Raw genomic sequence first — 19076 nt, 5'->3', positions numbered from 1 at the left:
CGAACCGAGAACTGAAAGGAGTCTCCAATGGCCAAGCGTTCCCGCCCGGCAGCCTTCATCGACGATCCCCTCTGGTACAAGGACGCGGTGATCTACCAACTGCACGTGAAATCGTTCTTCGATTCGAACAACGACGGCATCGGCGATTTCGCAGGCTTGATCAGCAAGCTCGACTACATCGCCGAGCTCGGCGTCAACACCCTCTGGCTGCTGCCGTTCTACCCCTCGCCCCGGCGCGACGACGGCTATGACATCGGTGAATACAAAGCCGTGCACCCGGACTACGGCAGCATGGCCGATGCCAAGCGCTTCATCGCCGAAGCGCACAAGCGTGGCCTGCGGGTGATCACCGAGCTGGTCATCAACCACACCTCCGACCAGCACCCCTGGTTCCAGCGCGCCCGCCACGCCAAGCGCGGCAGCAAGGCCCGGGACTTCTACGTGTGGTCGGACGATGACCAGAAATACGATGGCACCCGGATCATCTTCCTCGACACCGAGAAGTCCAACTGGACCTGGGACCCGGTCGCCGGCCAATACTTCTGGCACCGCTTCTACTCGCACCAGCCGGACCTGAACTTCGACAACCCCCAGGTGCTCAAGGCGGTGATCGGGGTGATGCGCTTCTGGCTCGACATCGGCGTCGACGGCCTGCGCCTGGATGCCATCCCCTACCTGATCGAGCGCGACGGCACCAACAACGAGAACCTCCCCGAGACCCACGTGGTGCTCAAGGCTATTCGCGCCGAGATCGACGCCAACTACCCCGACCGCATGCTGCTGGCCGAAGCCAACCAGTGGCCCGAGGACACCCGCCCGTACTTTGGCGAAGGCGAGGGCGACGAGTGCCACATGGCCTTCCACTTCCCGTTGATGCCGCGCATGTACATGGCCCTGGCCATGGAAGACCGCTTCCCCATCACCGACATCCTGCGCCAGACCCCGGAGATCCCCGCCAACTGCCAGTGGGCGATCTTCCTGCGCAACCACGATGAACTGACGTTGGAGATGGTCACCGACCGCGAGCGCGACTATTTGTGGAACTACTACGCCGAAGACCGCCGCGCGCGCATCAACCTCGGCATTCGCCGGCGCCTGGCGCCGCTGTTGCAACGTGACCGGCGGCGCATCGAACTGCTCACCAGCCTGCTGCTGTCGATGCCCGGCACCCCCACGCTGTACTACGGCGACGAACTGGGCATGGGTGACAACATCTACCTGGGCGACCGCGACGGCGTGCGCACCCCCATGCAGTGGTCGCCGGACCGCAACGGCGGCTTTTCCAAGGCCGACCCGCAGCGCCTGGTGCTGCCGCCGATCATGGACCCGCTGTACGGCTACCAGACCATCAACGTCGAGGCCCAGGCCCACGACCCGCACTCGCTGCTCAACTGGAACCGCCGCCTGCTGGCGGTGCGCAGCCAGCAGAAGGCCTTCGGCCGCGGCACGCTGAAGATGCTCACCCCGAGCAACCGGCGCATCCTCGCCTACATCCGCGAGTACACCGATCAAGCGGGCAACAGCGAAGTGGTGCTGTGCGTGGCCAACGTGTCGCGCGCCGCCCAGGCCGCTGAGCTGGAACTTTCCCAGTACGCCGAGCGGGTGCCGGTGGAGATGCTCGGCGGCAGTGCGTTCCCGCCCATCGGCCAGCTGCCGTTCCTGCTCACCCTGGCGCCCTACGGCTTCTACTGGTTCCTGCTGGCCGCCCACGACCGCATGCCCAGCTGGCATGTGCAACCCGCCGAAGGCCTGCCCGAGCTGACCACCCTGGTGCTGCGCAAGCGCATGGAAGAGCTGCTCGAGGCGCCGTCACGGAGCGCGCTGCAAGACACGATCCTGCCCCAGTACCTGCCCAAGCGCCGCTGGTTCGCCGGCAAAGAGGGGCCTATCGACCAGGTGCGCCTGCGCTACGGCGTACGCTTCGCCACCCCGGCGCTACCGGCGTTGCTGGGCGAGCTGGAGGTGCACAGCGACGGCGTGGTGACCCACTACCAACTGCCGTTCGGCTTGCTGCCCGAGGAGCAGATCAACGCCGCGTTGCCCCAGCAACTGGCCCTGTCGCGCGTACGGCGTGGTCGCCAGGTGGGGCTCATCACCGATGCCTTCGTCCTCGAACCTTTCATCCGCGCCGTGCTGCGTGGCTGCCAGGATGGCCTGCGCCTGCCTTGTGGCGAGGGCCTGGGCGAATTGCGCTTCCAAGGCACCGAACAACTGGCGGCGCTTGAGCTCGATGAGCAGAGCGAGGTGCGCTACCTGGGCGCCGAGCAGTCCAACAGCTCGGTGGTGGTCGGTGGCCGCCTGGTGCTCAAACTGATCCGCCGGGTCAACCCGGGCATCCACCCCGAGCTTGAGATGAGCGCCTACCTCACCGCCGCCGGCTTCGCCAACATCTCGCCCTTGCTGGCCTGGGTCAGCCGCATCGACGATAGCGGCCAGCCGCACCTGCTGATGATCGCCCAGGGTTACCTGAGCAACCAGGGTGATGCCTGGGACTGGACCCAGAACACCCTGGAGCGGGCGATCCGCGACGAGATGGAACCGACCAGCGGCGAACAGGAGGCGCACACCGACGCGCTGGCCGAGCTGACTGGCTTTGCCGCCTTGCTCGGCCAGCGCCTGGGCGAGATGCACCTGCTGCTGGCCGCGCCGACCGGCGATGAGGCGTTCAAGCCACGCACCAGCGATGCCCGCGACAGCGATCGCTGGAGCCAGCAGGTCAGTCGCCAGCTTGAGCATGCGCTGGACCTGCTGGCGCAGCACCGCGACCACCTCGACACTGACAGCCAGGCGCTGGTCGACGACCTTGAGCAACAACGCGAAGGCCTGCGCCAGCACATCGACAAGCTCGCCCGCCAGGCCCAGGGCGGCCTGCTGATGCGAGTGCACGGCGACCTGCACCTGGGCCAGGTGCTGGTGGTGCAGGGCGATGCCTACCTGATCGATTTCGAAGGTGAACCGGCGCGCCCGCTCGACGAGCGCCGGGCCAAACACAGCCCCTACAAGGATGTCAGCGGCGTGTTGCGTTCCTTCGACTATGCTGCTGCGATGATCCTGCGCAGCGCCTCGGCGGTAGACCTCACCGACGCGGCGCGCCAGGCCCGTCAGCGGGTTGCCCGGCAGTACCTGCACCAGTCGCGTCACGCCTTCGTCCAAGCCTATGGCCTGGCCACCGCCGCCATGCCCCACGCCTGGCAGCAGGCCGAGGGCGAGCGCGCCGCGCTGGAACTGTTCTGCCTGGAAAAAGCCGCCTACGAAATCAGCTACGAAGCCGAGAACCGGCCGAGCTGGCTGGCCGTGCCTTTGCATGGGCTGCATGGGTTGATCAGTACTTGGGGGGAGGGGTAAACCTGGCTTTTGGATTTCACGCGGCCTCTGTGGGAGCGGGCTTGTCGGAGTGCCGCACCACCGCGAAGCAGGCGCCGCGCTGCATGGCACCGGCTGCGCCGGTGTTCGCGGGCAAGCCCGCTCCCACAAGGGTCGCCGACAGGTGGCCACGTAATGCTTGAATACATGGAAAGGGGCAGTGAGATGAATGCAACCACGCGTGACCACGGCAGCCTTCGGCAACGGGACCTGGATGCCCTTGCCAGCGCCACGCACGCCGACCCGTTCGCCGTGCTCGGCCCGCACCCCGATGGTGCAGGTGGCCAGTTTATCCGGGCCTTCCTGCCCGGCGCCCTGAATGTGCGTGTGCTGGCGCGCGATGATGGACGCGTGCTCGCCGACATGGCGCAGCAACGCCTGCCGGGCCTGTTCACCGCGCACCTGAACGATGCGCAGCCGTACCTGCTGCAGATCGGCTGGGCCGGCGGCGAGCAGGTCAGCGAAGACCCCTACAGCTTCGGCCCGCAACTGGGCGACATGGACATGTACCTGTTCTCCGAGGGCAACCACCGCGACCTGTCCGGCCGATTCGGCGCACAACCCACCCAGGCCGAGGGCATCGATGGCGTGTGCTTCTCGGTGTGGGCACCGAACGCCAGGCGCGTTTCGGTGGTGGGTGACTTCAACAACTGGGATGGCCGCCGTCACCCCATGCGCCTGCGCCACAGCGCCGGGGTGTGGGAACTGTTCGTGCCACGCCTGGGCGTTGGCGAAACCTACAAGTTCGAAGTGCTGGGCCAGGACGGCGTGCTGCCGCTCAAGGCCGACCCGCTGGCCCGCGCCACCGAGCTGCCGCCGAGTACCGCCTCGAAGGTGGCCGGCGCCCTGGCCCACGGCTGGCAGGACCACGACTGGATGGCCCAGCGTGCCCAGCGCCATGCCTACAGCGCGCCGCTGTCGATCTACGAACTGCACGCCGGCTCCTGGCGCTGCGAAGTGGACGATGCCGGCGACGTCGCGCGCTTTTACAACTGGCGCGAACTGGCCGAGCGCCTGGTGCCCTACGTGCAGGAACTGGGCTTTACCCATATCGAGCTGATGCCGATCATGGAGCACCCGTTCGGCGGCTCCTGGGGCTACCAGCCGCTGTCGCTGTTCGCGCCCACCTCGCGCTACGGCAGCGCGGAAGATTTCGCCTTCTTCGTCGACGCCTGCCACCAGGGCGGCATCGGCGTGATCCTCGATTGGGTGCCGGCGCATTTCCCCACCGACGAGCACGGCCTGGCGCGTTTCGACGGCACCGCGCTGTACGAGTACGACAACCCCCTGGAAGGCTTCCACCAGGACTGGAACACGCTGATCTACAACCTCGGTCGCAACGAGGTACGCGGCTTCATGCTGGCTTCGGCGCTGCACTGGCTCAAGCACTTCCACATCGACGGGTTGCGTGTCGATGCGGTGGCCTCGATGCTCTACCGCGACTATTCGCGCAAGGCCGGCGAGTGGGTGCCCAACCGCCATGGCGGGCGCGAGAACCTCGAAGCCATCGATTTCATTCGCCACCTCAACGGTGTCGCCGCCCATGAGGCCCCGGGTGCATTGATCATCGCCGAGGAGTCCACCGCCTGGCCCGGGGTCAGCCAGCCGGTGCAGCAGGGCGGGCTGGGCTTTGCCTACAAATGGAACATGGGCTGGATGCACGACACCCTGCACTACATCCAGAACGACCCGATCCACCGCACCTACCACCACAACGAAATGAGCTTCGGCCTGATCTACGCCTACTCCGAGCACTTCATTTTGCCCATCTCCCACGACGAAGTGGTGCACGGCAAGCATTCGCTGATCGACAAGATGCCCGGTGACCGCTGGCAGAAGTTCGCCAACCTGCGCGCCTACCTGACGTTCATGTGGACCCACCCGGGCAAGAAGCTGCTGTTCATGGGCTGCGAGTTCGGCCAGTGGCGCGAGTGGAACCACGACCAACAACTGGACTGGTACCTGCTGCAATACTCCGAGCACCAGGGCGTGCAGAAGCTGGTGGCCGACCTCAATCGCCTGTACCGCACGCTACCCGCCCTGCACGAGCAGGACTGCCAGCCCCAGGGCTTCCAGTGGCTGATCGGTGACGACGCGCACAACAGCGTGTACGCCTGGTTGCGCTGGAGCAGCCAGGGCGAGCCGTTGCTGGTGGTGGCCAACTTCACCCCGGTGCCGCGCGAGGGCTACCGGATCGGCGTGCCGTTCGGCGAGCGCTGGGAGGAGTTGCTCAACAGCGATGCCGGCCTGTATGCCGGCTCGAACGTGGGCAACCTGGGAGCGGTGGCCAGCGACGAGATCGCCAGCCATGGGCAGCCGCTGTCGCTGGCGCTGAACCTGCCGCCGCTGGGGGTGTTGGTGATGAAGCCGGCTTGATGGGGCGTGCCATTTGGCCTCTTCGCGGGTAAACCCGCTCCCACAGGGCTTGCGCCAGATCTGTGGGAGCCGGCTTGCCGGCGATGAGGCCGAGCCTGCCTACCAACGCATCCGCACCCCCAAACTGCCAATCAACCCATTCAGGTCATTGCCATCCACATCGCTGCTGTAGTCGGCACTGACGAACAGCGCCACGCTGGGCGTGACCCGCGCCACCAGCCCCAATCCCAGCTCGACGGTGGTCGAGTAGCGCGAGCTGGAGATCTTGTCCACCTGCGCCAGTTGTACTGTGTCGCTGTTGGTGAAGTCGTACCACACGTTGGTCCGCACGTAGGGCTCGAAGGGCATGCCATTCACCTCGTAGCGCCCGGACAGCTTGGCACCGATCCGGCCGCTCCAGCTGGGCTGGCTGTCGAACGCCTGCAAGGTTTCCTCCTGCACTTGGCTACCGGGGAAGAACTGCTGGTTGATCAACTGCGCCTGGGGTTCGATCACCCAGCCGCCGCCCAGGCCGATGGGGTAGCCGCCCTCCAGCGAGAAGGTCATCGCATGGCCGCTGTCGTCCAGGCGCTGCCCGGCCTGGGAGCGGCCGTTGACGTCGATGCGCGTGCCCATCGCTACCGCGTCCAGGTGCCAGCCCTGCTCATGGGTCATGCTCCAGTACACCCCCAGGCTCTCGCCGCTGAGGTTCACCGCATTGCGCTGCTTGTCGCCCAGCAACGGGCGCATGCCGTTGAAGGTGCTCTGCAGGTTGTTGTGGCCGACAAAGATCCCCGCGCGGTGCACATTGCCATCGCTGGATTCACGCACGAACAGGTCCGGGCCGATCATCAACTGCTGGCTGGGTGCCTCGATCTGCTCCGGAGGTTGAGCGCCGGTGCGTGAGCTGCCAGGGAAAAACTGCGACCACTGGCTGGCGATCAGGTCGGGCGCCGCCGTGCCATGGCGGCTCTCCATGCGTTCGGAGAACGCGCCCAGCAGGCCCTGGCTCAGGCCGCTGGCGCTGACCGGGTCGAGGGATAGTCGTGGCATCTCGGGCTGTTGCAGGAAGCGCGCGAAGGGTTCGCCCTCCTGCGGTTCGAAGGCGAAGGTTTCCACTGGGGTTGCGAGCAGCAGCGACGTGGAAACCGCGCAGAAAATGGCATCGAAGCGCAAGGGGTTCGAGGTGCTTTTCATGGCGGATCTCCTGTTGTTGTGTGATGGGCAGCACATGGCACAGCCTTGGCCTGGCCTGATGTCACGAGCTGTACGACAAGAACAGGGGGCGACCCAAACCAGCGCGCCAGCCTGCTGGAGCGCGCACGAAGGCGCGAGCTAGAGGCCCGGCACGAATTTTTACGTCTGTTGGTTCTGTTCAGCTAAGGAGACGACGGCGCTTGCGTCAAGAAAGTGTGAGGCGCACGAGAAAGGCTCGTTGATATCCCCAATTCATTGAATGTCCGAGAATTTTGGTTGGGTATATCGAGAATGGTGATTTGCCCTTGGCGGGCTATGCCGAAACGTTGCTACAGGCGCACTTCCACCGCCAGCGGCAGATGATCGGAAAGGTGGGTCCAGGGCCTGTGGCCGAGGATCCTGGGGGCGTGGCTGTCGGCGTTGCGCAGGTAGATACGGTCCAGGCGCAGCAGCGGCAGGCGCGCCGGGTAGGTGCGTGCGAGCAGCCCGTGATGGCGTTCGAAGGCTTCGTGCAGGCCCTGTTGCAGCCCCAGGGTGCGGTTGCCGCGCAGTTGCCAGTCGTTGAAATCGCCAGCGATGATCACCGGCTCATCGGCGGGCAGGGCATCGAGCACTTGGCGCAGCAGCGCAAGCTGTTTCTGCCGGTGGCTTTCGAGCAATGACAGGTGCACGCAGATGGCGTGCAGCTGGCGCTGGCCAGGCACCGCCAGCACACAATGCAGCAGGCCACGGCGTTCGGGGCCGGTGATCGACACGTCGAGGTTGCGGTGCTCGATGATCGGGTACTTGGACAGCAGCGCGTTGCCGTGGTGGCCATCCGGGTAGACCGCATTGCGGCCATAGGCGAAGTCGCTCCACATGCTGTCGGCGAGGAATTCGTACTGCGAGGTCTGTGGCCAGCCTGGGTAACGGGTGGCATGCCGGTCATGGCTGCCTAGCACTTCCTGGAGGAACACGATATCGGCCTGGGTGCTGCGCACCGCCTCACGCAGTTCGGGCAGGATGAAGCGCCGGTTGAAGGCGGTGAAGCCCTTGTGGGTGTTGACCGTCAGCACCTTGACCCGGTGCACGGCCGGGGCCTGGCTGACGCTGGCGAAACCTGGACTGCTGGCTTCGTGGTTCACGATCACTCCTCTGTGGCAATGAGTCATCCGTGGGAGCGGGCTTGCCCCGCGATGCGTCAACCGGTGTTACAGGGACCACAGGCCCGGCACTATCGCGGGGCAAGCCCGCTCCCACAGCGTAGGACCAGATGACCATTGCCAGGTTCACTCTTCCTCGCGCTGCAACACCATCAACAGCAACGACCGCCCCTGCACCTCGAACACCGTGTCGAACGCCAGGTGCTGGGGCTTGCGCAACTGCGGCCGGTCGGTGTCCACCAGGCAGCTCCAGTACTCGCCCTCCGGCACCGCCGGCAGGGTGAACGGCACCACATCGTGGTAGGCGTTGACGATCAGCAGCAGGGTCGCCTCGGCGCCCGGCCGGGCGATGCCGCTGACCTGGGCACGGCCGTCCATCAGCATGCCCAGGCAGCGCCCGTGCGGGTCTTCCCACTGCTCGACGGTCATCTCGCTGCCGTCCGGGGCCAGCCAGGTGACGTCCTTGACGCCAATGGCCTCGTTGTAGTCGCCAACCAGGAAGCGCGAGCGGCGCAGGATCGGGTAGGCCAGGCGCAGCCGGGTCAGGCGCTTGACGAAGGCCAGCAGTTCCTGGCCGTCCTGGTCCAGGTCCCAGTTCACCCAGCCGATCTCGCTGTCCTGGCAGTAGGCGTTGTTGTTGCCATGCTGGGTGCGGCTGAACTCGTCACCCGCAACGATCATCGGCGTGCCCTGGGCCAGCAGCAGGGTGGCGAAGTAGTTGCGCATTTGGCGCATGCGCAGGGCGTTGATGGCTGGGTCGTCGGTAGGGCCTTCGACACCGCAGTTCCACGACAGGTTGTTGTTGGTGCCGTCCTGGTTGTTCTCGTCGTTGTCTTCGTTGTGCTTGTCGTTGTATGACACCAGGTCGCGCAGGGTGAAGCCGTCGTGGGCAGTGACGAAGTTGACCGAGGCGTAGGGCCGCCGGCCGCGGTTGTTGAACATGTCCCCCGACGCGGTCATGCGCGCGGCGAAGTCGGCGAGCATGCCCTCGTCACCCTTCCAGAAGCTGCGCACGGTATCGCGAAAGCGATCGTTCCACTCGGCCCAGCCGGGGGCGAAGTTGCCCACCTGGTAGCCACCCGGGCCGCAGTCCCAGGGTTCGGCGATCAGCTTGACCTGGCTGAGCATCGGGTCCTGGCGACAGGCCACGAGGAAGCCATGGCGCTCGCTGTAGCCGTCGTGATAGCGGCCGAGAATGGTCGCCAGGTCGAAGCGGAAACCATCCACATGCATCTCGCCGGCCCAGTAGCGCAGCGAGTCGGTGACCAGCTGCAGCACGCACGGGTGGCTCAGGTCCAGGGTGTTGCCGGTGCCGGAATCGTTGATGTAGAAGCGCTTGTCGTCGGGCATCAGGCGGTAGTACGAGGCATTGTCGATGCCGCGCATCGACAGGGTCGGGCCACGCTCGTTGCCCTCGGCGGTGTGGTTGTAGACCACGTCGAGGATCACTTCCAGCCCAGCGTCGTGCAGGTGCGCGACCATTTCCTTGAACTCGGCGATCTTGCCGCTGGCCAGGTACCTGGGGTGCGGGGCGAAGAAGGCGATGCTGTTGTAGCCCCAGTAGTTGTTCAGGCCCTTGTCCAGCAGGTGCTGGTCGTTGACGAAGGCGTGGATCGGCAGCAGCTCGATGCTGGAGACGCCGAGCGCCTTGATATGCCCGAGCAGCTCGTCGTTGGCCAGGCCGGCGAAGGTACCGCGCAGGTCTTCCGGCACCGCCGGGTGGCGCATGCTGATGCCGCGGGCGTGGGCCTCGTAGATGATCGTGCGTTCCCAGGGGATCAGCACGCGCTGGTCGCGGCCCCAGGTGAACGCCGGGTCGATGACCTTGCACTTGGGCACGAAGGGCGCGCTGTCGCGCTCGTCGAACGACAGGTCGCCATCGGGGTGGCCGATGGTGTAGCCGAACAACGCCTCGGACCATTTCAGCGTACCCACCAGCTGTTTGGCGTAGGGGTCGATCAGCAGCTTGTTGGGGTTGAAGCGGTGGCCGTTCTGCGGTTCGTAGGGGCCGTGCACACGGTAGCCGTAGACCAGCCCGGGATGAGCGTCGGGCAGGTAGCCGTGGTAGATCTCGTCGGTGTATTCGGGCAGCTCGATGCGCTCGAGCTCTTGCTCGCCGGTGGAATCGAACAGGCACAGCTCGACCTTGGTGGCGTTGGCCGAAAACAGGGCGAAGTTGACCCCCAGGCCGTCCCAGGTGGCGCCCAACGGGAAGGGCAGGCCCTCACGGATGCGCGTCGGGGCGACGGAGCGGGTTTTCTTCGGGGTGCGGGGGCTCATGGCGGTCCTCGTGGTGCGGGGGGAACGGGGGCCGCAGTGCGGCCCTGTCGCTGGCAAGCCAGCTCCCACAGGTACAGCGGCTGCAACGACCCTGTGGGAGCTGGCTTGCCAGCGATAGGGCCGGAACAGTCAATACCTGAAATTCAGCCAGCCGCTGGCTTCTTCACGGCTTTCGGCTTCTTCGCCGCCACTGGCTTTTCAGCGGTCGCCGCCGCCTTCGGCTTGGCCGCCGCCTTCTTGCGCGGCGCAGCCTTGGGCGCCAGGGCTTCGGCCTCGGCCAGCTTGCGCGCCATCTCCCAGTGCCGATCCTCCTGGCCGGCCGGCTTACCCTCCGACTCCCAGATCTGATAGGCGAATTCGCGAACACGTTTTTCTTCGACAGTCATCACGACGCTCCTGAATGCAGTTAGGCATGATCAATCAACACATTGACCGGGAACTCTGCCAGCACGGTGCTCAACCTCAGCTCCTTTGAAGGGCTGACCACACCGCCACCGAAAAGTCCCGAGCAGTTGGCAGGCGACAAGGCAAACGGCAGTAACAGCCGGGTATCGTCCCAGTTCTGTGCCGGGATCAGTGGGGTGGTGGCCGCGCCCAGCAGGGCGCTGGCCAGCCGCGGTGCAACGACGATGGCGCGCTCACCCTCGCCCAGGCGGGCGAAGGCCAGCACTTTGTCGGCATGGCGCCCTCGCACGGTGAGGGGCAGGTAGCTGCCACGGCGGAACAGCTCAGGGTGGCTGTTGCGACCATCCAGCAGTCGCGCGATCAACGCCTGCTTGACCCGGCCGTCGCGCCAGTGAGCCAGCAGCTCGGCCAGTGGCGTGCTGTCATCGAGGCTGGCGCGCCTGGCCGCGTAGTCCACCGGGCGGCGGTTGTCCGGGTCGACCAGGCTCAAGTCCCAGTACTCATTGCCCTGGTACAGGTCGGGCACGCCCGGCGTGGTCATGCGCAGCAGGCATTGCACCAGGCCGTTGAGCGCGCCGGGGCAGGCGAGCTGGTGCGCGGCGTCGTGCAGCGAGCGGCGTAGCTGCTGGTTCTCGCCGTCCAGTAGCAGCCCCCTCACGTAGTGGGCGCAGGCCTGTTCGTAGCCTTCGTTGGGCGCCGCCCAACTGCTGCGTAGCTTGGCTTCGCGCAGGGCCTTCTGCTGCCATTGCGTGATGCGCTCGGCATAGTGGCGCAGGGCGTTGTCATCGTGCAGGTCGAGCGCCAGCGGCCAGCTGCCGAGCAGGGTCTGCAACAGCAGCAGTTCATCGCCCGGGCTTGGCGCATCGCCCTCGGTCAACCCTTCGCGCAGCGGCGCCGCCAGTTCGCGCCAATGCTCGACGCGGCTGGCCAGCCATGGCCCGCGTTCACTGAGCACGGCCAGGCGCGCGCGGCAGTCCTCGCCGCGCTTGTGGTCGTGGGTGGCGGTGGCCAGCAGGTTGTCGGGAAAGTTGCGCAGGCGGCGCTGGGCCTCATGGTGGAACCAGGCGGTGTCGGTGCTGAAACGCTCGGCCTCGAACCCCACGTCGTTGCGCGACAGCAGCCGGCCGGAGCGGTAGAAGGCGGTGTCTTCCACCGCCTTGGCGGCGCTGGGCGCGGTCAGTTGCTGGAAGCGCACGCAGGCGTGGCGCAGGTGCTTGCGCGGCCGGCCAGGGGGCAGGCGCCGCCAGGGTTGGCCGCCCAGCCACTGTTCGAACTGGTCGAGCAGCGGCCAGTCGGCTTCGCTCAGTGACTGCCGTGCACCCGTGAGCGCTTGCTGGAAGAACTGCTCATCCTCGGCCGGGCGACCACCGGCGTTGATGTAGGTGCGGTACACCGGGTAATGCTCGACCAGCGCCTGTAGCGCCCGGCGGATCGCGCCGAGGGTCAGGTCACGGGTCATCAGGTCGTCGCGGGCCACCTGCAGCAGGGCCTGGGCCACCGACTCACAGTCGCCGGCCAGGCTGGCGTTGAGCACCAGGTGGCGGGCGCTACGTACTTCTTCGTCAAACGCGGGGCGTTCGCTGACGGTGCTCCACAGCTCGGTCAGCGGCCCCTCGCCGGCCGGGTCGTGTTGCAGCAACGACACCTGGTTCATGAACTCGTAGCCGGTGGTGCCGTCGGTAAGCCAGTCGCGGTGCAGGTGCTCGTCGGCACCGAGGATCTTCTCCACGTAGATCGGGAAGTGTTCCAGGGCGGCACCCAGCGGCCGGCGTGCCAGCAGCCCGTCGACCCGCCGGCGCAGGTTGCGGCAGTAGCGGCGCGGGTCGGCCAGGCCGTCGATATGGTCGATGCGCAGGCCATCCACCAGGCCGCGCTCGATCAGTTCGAACAGCTTGGCGTGGGTGGCCTCGAACACCACCGCGCGCTCCACCCGCAGGCCGCCAAGTTCGTTGATGTCGAAGAAGCGCCGCCAGTTGATGTCGTCGGCGGCGGTGCGCCAGCTGGCCAGGCGGTAGGTCTGGCGCTCCAGCAATTGATGCAGGCGCTTGAAGCCGGCGTCGGTACGGCTGTCAAAGGCGGCCAGGGCGCCCTCGATGTCGGCGCCTGCGGCGACCACGCGGGCCAGATCGTGGTGCAGCGGCGTGGCACCCGCCAAGGCGTCGGCGGCCTCGTGCAAGGCACTGAAGTGATGGGCCAGGGCTTGCAACCGCGGGTCTTCGGCCGAGCCAAGGATGCGCCCGTAGTCCAGCGGGCAGATCGGGAAACGGTGGTCGTAGTGGGCGACTTCGAACACCCCGTGTTCGGCGTCGAAGGTCAGCGGGATCTCGCCCTGCTGCAGGGCCACGCCATAGTCGCTGCCCAGGAACGGCAGCAGCAGCTGCCCGGCCAGCAGCGGGTCGCTGGAGTGCCACTGGATATCGAAGAATTCCGCGTACGGGCTGCGCCGGCCCCAGGCCAGCAGGCTCTGCCACCAGGGGTTGTCGGCGCCTCCCACGGCCATGTGATTGGACACGGTATCGAGGATCAGCCCCATGCCATGCTGGCGCAGCGCGGCCACCAGGCGCTCCAGCGCCGCCTCGCCGCCAAGCTCCGGGTTGACCCGGGTCGGGTCGACCACGTCGTAGCCGTGGCGCGAGCCCGCGCGGGCGGTGAGGATCGGCGAGGCATACACATGGCTGATGCCCAGCCGGGCGAAGTAGGGCACCAGCGGCACGGCGTCATCCAGGGTGAAGTCGCTGTGCAGTTGCAGGCGCAGGGTGGCGGTCAAGGGCTTCACCGGTCACGCTCCCAGGCTTGTTCGCGGGCCTGGGCCAGCAGCTCCAGGCGCCGTGCGGCGTCTTCATCGTCGAGCAGCTCGCGCACCGGGGCCTTGAAGCGTCGCCGCCAGTTGGGGTGGCCGGCGGTGGTGCCGGGCAGGTTGGGCTGCTCGTCGCAGCCCAGCAGGTCTTCCAGCGGCACCAGTACCAGCGGCGCGCGGGTGTGGCCAACGTAGCGGATCGCCGCGTCGATCAGCGCTGCGTCGTCGGCCAGCGCGCCGTAATTCTGCTCCAGGGTGCGGCGCAGGCCGTCGCGTTCCAGCGCGCGGGTGTGGCGCCAGTGCAGCTCGGTGGCGGCGTCGATCAGTTGCAGGCGGTGGCTCCAGTCGATATCACGGCCCAGCAGCCAGCCGGCCAGGGGCGCCAGGTCATGGGTGCCAGTGGTGGCCAGGGCGTTGTCCGGCCAGTCGAGGATCGGCGCGAAGTGGCCCGTGGGTTGTTGCTCGAAGGGCAGCACGCGCATGCCCAGTACCGCCTTGTCGGCCAGGCGCTCGCGCAGGCCTTCGGGCACGGTGCCCAGGTCTTCGCCGAGGATGATCGCCTGGTGGCGCGCCGACTCCAGCGCCAGCAGGCGCAGCAGGTCATCCAGCGGGTAGTGCAGGTACGCGCCCTCGCTGGGCTTGGCGCCCCGGGGGATCAGCCACAGCCGGCGCAAGCCCATCACATGGTCGATGCGCAGGCCCCCGGCATGGGCCAGGTTGGCCCGCAGCATCTCGATGAAGGCGCGGTAGCCGTTGCGCTTGAGGCCTTCGGGGGAGAAGGCGCAGATGCCCCAGTCTTGCCCTGCGCGGTTGAGAATGTCCGGCGGCGCGCCAACCTTCAGCTCGGCCAGCAGCTCGTCCTGGCGGCTCCAGGCCTGGCTGCCGGCACCGTCGGCGCCCACCGCCAGGTCGGCGATCAGCCCGATCGCCATGCCATTGCCGCGCGCCGCGTCCTGGGCGCGTTGCAGGCTGCGTTCGGTCAACCACTGGCAGAAGGCGTGGAACTCGACCTTGGCCGGGTAGGCGTTGGCGAATGCTTGCACTTCCGGGTGGTAGGGGTCGTGCCAGGCGGCGGGCCAGTTGCGCCAGTCGGCGCCCAGGCCGTGTTCCATGGCATGGGCTTGCAGCACTTCGAAGCGGCAGTGGTGTTCGAGTTTTTCACCGCCACTGAGGCGAAAACTGTCGAAGTCCTCGCGCAGCGGGTGTGCGCCTTGGCTGAAGTCGCGGTACAGCGCTTGCAGAAGGCGCTGACGGGCGTCGGCGGCCCGCGGCCAATCGACCAGTGGGCGTTGCTCGAGCTCTTCGAGGATTTGTGCAAGCCCTTCGGCCTCGATCGCCATGCGCACGGCGCGCTCGCCGAGGAGGGTGGCGGGGCTGGCGTAGAGGGTGTTGAGCAGCAGGCGGCTGGAGGGCGAGTAGGGGCTGTAGTGCTGCTGGTCGAGGGTCGACAGCGCATGGATCGGGCTGATCGCCAGGGCATCGGCGCCGCGTTCGGCGGCGCTGCGCGCCAGCTGTTCCAGGGCCAGGCAGTCGCCGTAGCCGCCATCGCCCGGGCGGCGCAGGCTGTACAGCTGCACCGCCAGGCCCCAGCAGCGGGGCGGTGGCTGATCGACGCAATCGTCCAATGCATGGCAACGAGGAGGTGCCACGGCCACGGTGAAGCGGCGGCCATCGATATCCAGCTGGTGGTAGCCGGTCGGCAGCTCGCCTGGCAGGCGGGCCTGGGTGTCCAGCACCAGCTGGTGCTGGCTGCCGTCTTCCAGGGCGCAGCGTGCCTGGCTGCCGGCACTGAACCAGCGTTGCAGGTCTAGCGGCTGGGCGACATCGACGGTCAGCAGCGGCGGCAGGTGCTCGCTGTCCTCGGCCTGCGCGACCGCACGCAGGCTGGTGGCAATGGCGGCATCATCGCCGGCGGGGTGACCGAGGCCGGCGAGCACCTGGCGCAGCACCTCGTCGCTGACCTGCTGCGGGCGATTGCTGGCGTCGATCCAGTCGCGGGCGATGCCGACACGGGCGGCCAGGCGGTGCAGGGGATGGTCGCTCATGGCGTCTCCTGTTCGGGGGGCAGCAGGCTGACCACGCAGCTGTGCGCGGCAAGCGTCGAGTCGGGGTGGGCGTTGTCGCTGCTGTCGTACAGACGCTGTTGCAGGGCAGGCAACTGCACCGGCTGCGGCTGGGCGTCGAGGTTGAGGTCGATGCGCAGTTGCTGGCCGTCGGCCAGGCGCCAGCGTGCGGTCAGGGCCTTGTCGCCGAGCACCTCGGCGCCCAGGGCGCGGGTGCCGGGCAGATGCGGGGTGACATGGCGCTGGCGCAGGGCGAGCAGCTGCTGGTACAGGCCATGCCAGCCAGCCAGTACGTCCTCGCGCCTGGGTTTGCAGGTTTCGAAGGTGGCCTGGGCGTTGGGGTCGGGGATCTGCTCGCGCTTGTGTGGGTCGGCGAATGCGTCGAAATGGGCGAACTCGCCGCGCCGGCCTTCACGCACCGCATCGGCCAGCTCATCGTGGAAGTCGGTAAAGAACAGGAACGGCTTGCGGCTGCCGTCGTCGTCGCCCATGAACAGCAGCGGGATCATCGGCGACAGCAGCAACAGGGCGGTGGCGGCCTTCAGCGCCGGCGGCGGGCAGAGGCGGGTGAGGCGCTCGCCCAGGGCGCGGTTGCCGACCTGGTCGTGGTTCTGCAGGAACAGCACGAAGGCGCTGGGCTCAAGGTGGCTGCTCGGCTCGCCACGTGGCGTGCCGTGGCGGTTGGCCTGGCCCTGGAACACGAATCCCTCGCTCAGGCAGCGCGCCAGCTGGTCGATGGGGCGATCCTTGTAGTCGGCGTAGTAGCCTTCGGTCTCGCCGGTCAGCAGCACGTGCAGGGCGTTGTGGCCGTCGTCGTTCCACTGGGCGTCGAAGCCCTGCTCCAGCAGTGCGGCCTGGTTGTGCTCGTTCTCCAGCACCAGCCAGACCTCGCGGCCTGGCTCGACGGCGGCACGTACCCGGCGCGCCAGTTCGACGAGAAAATCCGGCTGGTCGATGGCGTGCACCGCGTCCAGGCGCAAGCCATCGCAACGGTAGTCGCACAGCCACATCAAGGCGTTCTGGATGAAGTATTCGCGCACTTCACGCCGGCGGAAGTCGATGGCGGCGCCCCAGGGGGTCTGCCGGTCTTCACGGAAGAACGGGCTGGCGTACTGGTGCAGGTAGTTGCCGTCGGGGCCGAAGTGGTTGTAGACCACGTCCACCAGCACCATCAGGCCCTGGCCGTGCGCTTGGTCGACCAGCGCGCACAGCTCGTGCGGCTGGCCGTAGCTGTGCTGCGGGGCGAATGGCAGGGCACCGTCGTAGCCCCAGTTGCGCTCGCCGGGGAACTGCCCCAGGGGCATCAGCTCGATGGCGCTGATGCCCAGCTCGGCCAGGCGTGGCAATACCTTGGTCACGCCGCTGTAGCCGCCGAGCAGGCCCACGTGCAGCTCCTGGATCACCGCTTCATGCCAGGGCCGCCCGTGCCAGGGGTGCTGCCACGGGTAACCGGCCAGGTCCACCAGCTCGCTTGGCCCTTGCACGCCCTCGGGCTGGTAGCGCGAGGCCGGGTCGGCGACCTGGAGCTGCCCGTCGATACGCAGCCGGTAGCGGTCGCCCGCCTGGCCAGGGGCGACGCCTACGTACCAGCCATCACTGCCGCGCGGCAGCTCGACGGGCGGCTGCCGCTCGACTTCCACGCTCACGCTGCGCGCATCCGGCGCCCAGAGGGCGAAGCGCGCCGACGTGGCGTCCAGTACCTGTGCGCCATGCCTGTGCATCTTCGGCTCCCCGCTCAGTAGTGGGCCAGGTGGGCCTGCTTTACCAGGTCTTCGTACAGCCGCGCATAGGGCTCCACCGCCTGGCACCAGTTGAACGGCTGGGTCATCGACAGGCAGCGCATGGCGTTGAGCAGGTGCTTCTTGCCGTACACGTAGAACGCGCGGCTGAGTGCTTCGCGGTAGCTGTCCACGGTGGAGTCGTCGAACAGGAAGCCCGTGACGCCGTTCTCGATGGTGTCGGCCAGCCCGCCGGTATTGCGCGCCACCGGCAGCGAGCCAAAGCGCTGTGCATACATCTGGCTCAGGCCACAGGGCTCGTAGCGTGACGGCATCAGCAGGAAGTCGCTGCCTGCGAACATGCGCCGGGCGTCGGTTTCGTTGAAGCCGATGCGCACGCCGATTTGGCCCGGGTGGCGCAGCGCCAGTTCGCGCATGGCCTGTTCTTCCTCCGGCTCACCACGGCCGATGATGGCGATCTGGCCGCCTTGCTCGACGATGTAGTCGGCCACGCCCAGGGTGAGGTCCAGGCCCTTCTGGTAGACCAGCCGCGACACCACGGCGAACAGCGGGCCGCTGGAGGGTTCCAGCTCGAACAGCTCACGCACCTGTTGCGTGTTGCGCGCCTTGCCGTCCCAGTCGTTGATGCTGAAGTTGTGGTGCAGGTGCTGGTCGGTGGCCGAGTCCCAGCTTTCGTCGATGCCGTTGGGGATGCCACCCAGCAGCCCTTGCTGGGCCTTGCTGGCGAGGAAACCGTCCAGGCCGCAGCCGAACTCAGGGGTGGTGATCTCCCGGGCGTAGGTGGCGCTGACCGTGGTGATGTGGCTGGAGTAGGCCAACCCCGCCTTGAGGAACGACAGCTTGCCGTAGAACTCCATGCCTTCCTGCTGCATGGCATGCTCGGGGATCGCCAGCTCCGGGCTGCAACCGCGGCTATACACGCCCTGGTAGGCCAGGTTGTGGATGGTGAACAGGGTTGGAGTGCTCAAACCGCGCCAGTGCATGTACGCCGGGGCCAGGCCAGCCGGCCAGTCGTGGGCGTGCACCAGGTCGGGGCGCCAGTGGGCCATGCCTTCGCCGGCAGCGATCTCTGCGGCGGCCAGGCCAAGCCGGGCGAAGCGGATATGGTTGTCTGGCCAGTCGCGGCCATTGTTGGCGCCGTACGGGGTGCCGTCGCGCTGATACAGCTCGGGGCACAGCAGCACATAGATCACCAGGCCGTCGGCCAGGTCCATGCGCCCGATCTTGCACGGTGGCAGTGCGGCATGGCCGCCCAGCTCGCCGACGACATGGATGGGGTTGTCGCTCTCCACCACCTGGCGGTAGCCGGGGATCAGCACCCGCACATCGTGCAGGTGGGCCAGGGCCCGGGGCAGGGCGGACGACACGTCGCCCAGGCCGCCGGTCTTGACCAGGTCGGCGATTTCCGAGGTGACGAACAGGATCTTGCGCTTGTTGGGGTTGTGCTGGCGCTGGGCGCCGGGTGCCGTGACTGTCGGTGCGAGGCTGGGTGGCAGCGGCTCGCGGTTATCCGGGTTGAATGCATCTACGTGAGGTTCGACAGCGGCACTGATCATACTTCTCTCCGTCCCTTGTTTTTGCGGGTGCGGGGCACCCGTTGCGTTATGGCGTGCTGGTTCTCTCTGATATTCGGTGTTGCATCTTGGTAGTGCGGTCCTTGCCCCATTACTGTGCGCGCAGGCACGGCACGCTTGGCATTCCGGCNAAAAAGCGTGTGGACGGGTTGGGTTGGGTG

Annotated in this window: 10 protein-coding genes; 2 read left to right on the top strand and 8 right to left on the bottom strand. The window is 67.1% G+C overall.

Annotated features, from left to right (window positions below):
* Positions 1-27: 27 nt before the first annotated feature.
* Together treS and glgB are read left to right on the top strand one after the other, a co-directional pair.
* Positions 28-3345 (top strand): maltose alpha-D-glucosyltransferase, encoded by a 3318-nt coding sequence (gene treS / locus IX761_RS16290; protein ID WP_194790598.1) that lies wholly within the window; start codon positions 28-30, stop codon positions 3343-3345.
* Between the two features lie 183 nt (positions 3346-3528).
* Entirely contained in the window at positions 3529-5739 is a 2211-nt protein-coding gene (gene glgB / locus IX761_RS16285) for a 1,4-alpha-glucan branching protein GlgB (RefSeq protein ID WP_194790597.1), read from the top strand.
* Between the two features lie 99 nt (positions 5740-5838).
* Here glgB and IX761_RS16280 read toward each other — a convergent pair whose 3' ends face one another.
* The 8 genes from IX761_RS16280 to glgA all read right to left on the bottom strand — a co-directional run bounded on the left by IX761_RS16280 (position 5839) and on the right by glgA (position 18897).
* Positions 5839-6915, bottom strand: coding sequence for an autotransporter outer membrane beta-barrel domain-containing protein (locus IX761_RS16280; protein ID WP_194790596.1), 1077 nt, complete (start codon positions 6913-6915; stop codon positions 5839-5841).
* Positions 6916-7244: 329 nt separating this feature from the next.
* Positions 7245-8039: an endonuclease/exonuclease/phosphatase family protein gene (locus IX761_RS16275; protein ID WP_194790595.1), complete on the bottom strand. Its 795-nt coding sequence runs from the start codon at positions 8037-8039 to the stop codon at positions 7245-7247.
* A gap of 144 nt (positions 8040-8183) precedes the next feature.
* Positions 8184-10337 (bottom strand): glycogen debranching protein GlgX, encoded by a 2154-nt coding sequence (gene glgX, locus IX761_RS16270; protein WP_194790594.1) that lies wholly within the window; start codon positions 10335-10337, stop codon positions 8184-8186.
* A gap of 143 nt (positions 10338-10480) precedes the next feature.
* Positions 10481-10723, bottom strand: a complete 243-nt coding sequence (locus IX761_RS16265) for a DUF2934 domain-containing protein (protein ID WP_194790593.1) — start codon at positions 10721-10723, stop codon at positions 10481-10483.
* Between the two features lie 20 nt (positions 10724-10743).
* Positions 10744-13518, bottom strand: a complete 2775-nt coding sequence (locus IX761_RS16260; protein ID WP_194790592.1) for a malto-oligosyltrehalose synthase — start codon at positions 13516-13518, stop codon at positions 10744-10746.
* Positions 13515-15584 carry a 4-alpha-glucanotransferase gene (gene malQ, locus IX761_RS16255; protein WP_194790591.1) on the bottom strand — a complete coding sequence of 690 codons (2070 nt, stop codon included), beginning with the start codon at positions 15582-15584 and terminating at the stop codon, positions 13515-13517. Before malQ ends, IX761_RS16260 begins: the two co-directional genes overlap by 4 nt.
* Positions 15581-17323, bottom strand: coding sequence for a malto-oligosyltrehalose trehalohydrolase (gene treZ, locus IX761_RS16250; protein WP_194790590.1), 1743 nt, complete (start codon positions 17321-17323; stop codon positions 15581-15583). The genes malQ and treZ overlap by 4 nt, the downstream gene beginning before the upstream one ends.
* Positions 17324-17337: 14 nt before the next feature.
* A complete protein-coding gene (glgA, locus tag IX761_RS16245; protein ID WP_194790589.1) occupies positions 17338-18897 on the bottom strand; it encodes a glycogen synthase GlgA in 1560 nt (519 codons plus the stop codon).
* Positions 18898-19076: the final 179 nt, after the last annotated feature.

This window comes from Pseudomonas sp. UFMG81 (genome assembly GCF_015354575.1).
Classification (GTDB): domain Bacteria; phylum Pseudomonadota; class Gammaproteobacteria; order Pseudomonadales; family Pseudomonadaceae; genus Aquipseudomonas.
The sequence above is the reverse complement of the archived record's forward strand: the minus strand, read 5'-3'. Positions and strand labels throughout refer to the sequence as shown.

Bases quoted from the DNA above. Each gene is read 5' to 3' on its own strand.
- treS (WP_194790598.1), top strand. From the start codon at position 28: ATGGCCAAGCGTTCCCGCCCGGCAGCCTTCATCGACGATCCCCTCTGG.
- glgB (WP_194790597.1), top strand. From the start codon at position 3,529: ATGAATGCAACCACGCGTGACCACGGCAGCCTTCGGCAACGGGACCTG.
- IX761_RS16280 (WP_194790596.1), bottom strand. From the start codon at position 6,915: ATGAAAAGCACCTCGAACCCCTTGCGCTTCGATGCCATTTTCTGCGCG.
- glgX (WP_194790594.1), bottom strand. From the start codon at position 10,337: ATGAGCCCCCGCACCCCGAAGAAAACCCGCTCCGTCGCCCCGACGCGC.
- IX761_RS16265 (WP_194790593.1), bottom strand. From the start codon at position 10,723: ATGACTGTCGAAGAAAAACGTGTTCGCGAATTCGCCTATCAGATCTGG.
- malQ (WP_194790591.1), bottom strand. From the start codon at position 15,584: ATGAGCGACCATCCCCTGCACCGCCTGGCCGCCCGTGTCGGCATCGCC.
- treZ (WP_194790590.1), bottom strand. From the start codon at position 17,323: ATGCACAGGCATGGCGCACAGGTACTGGACGCCACGTCGGCGCGCTTC.
- glgA (WP_194790589.1), bottom strand. From the start codon at position 18,897: ATGATCAGTGCCGCTGTCGAACCTCACGTAGATGCATTCAACCCGGAT.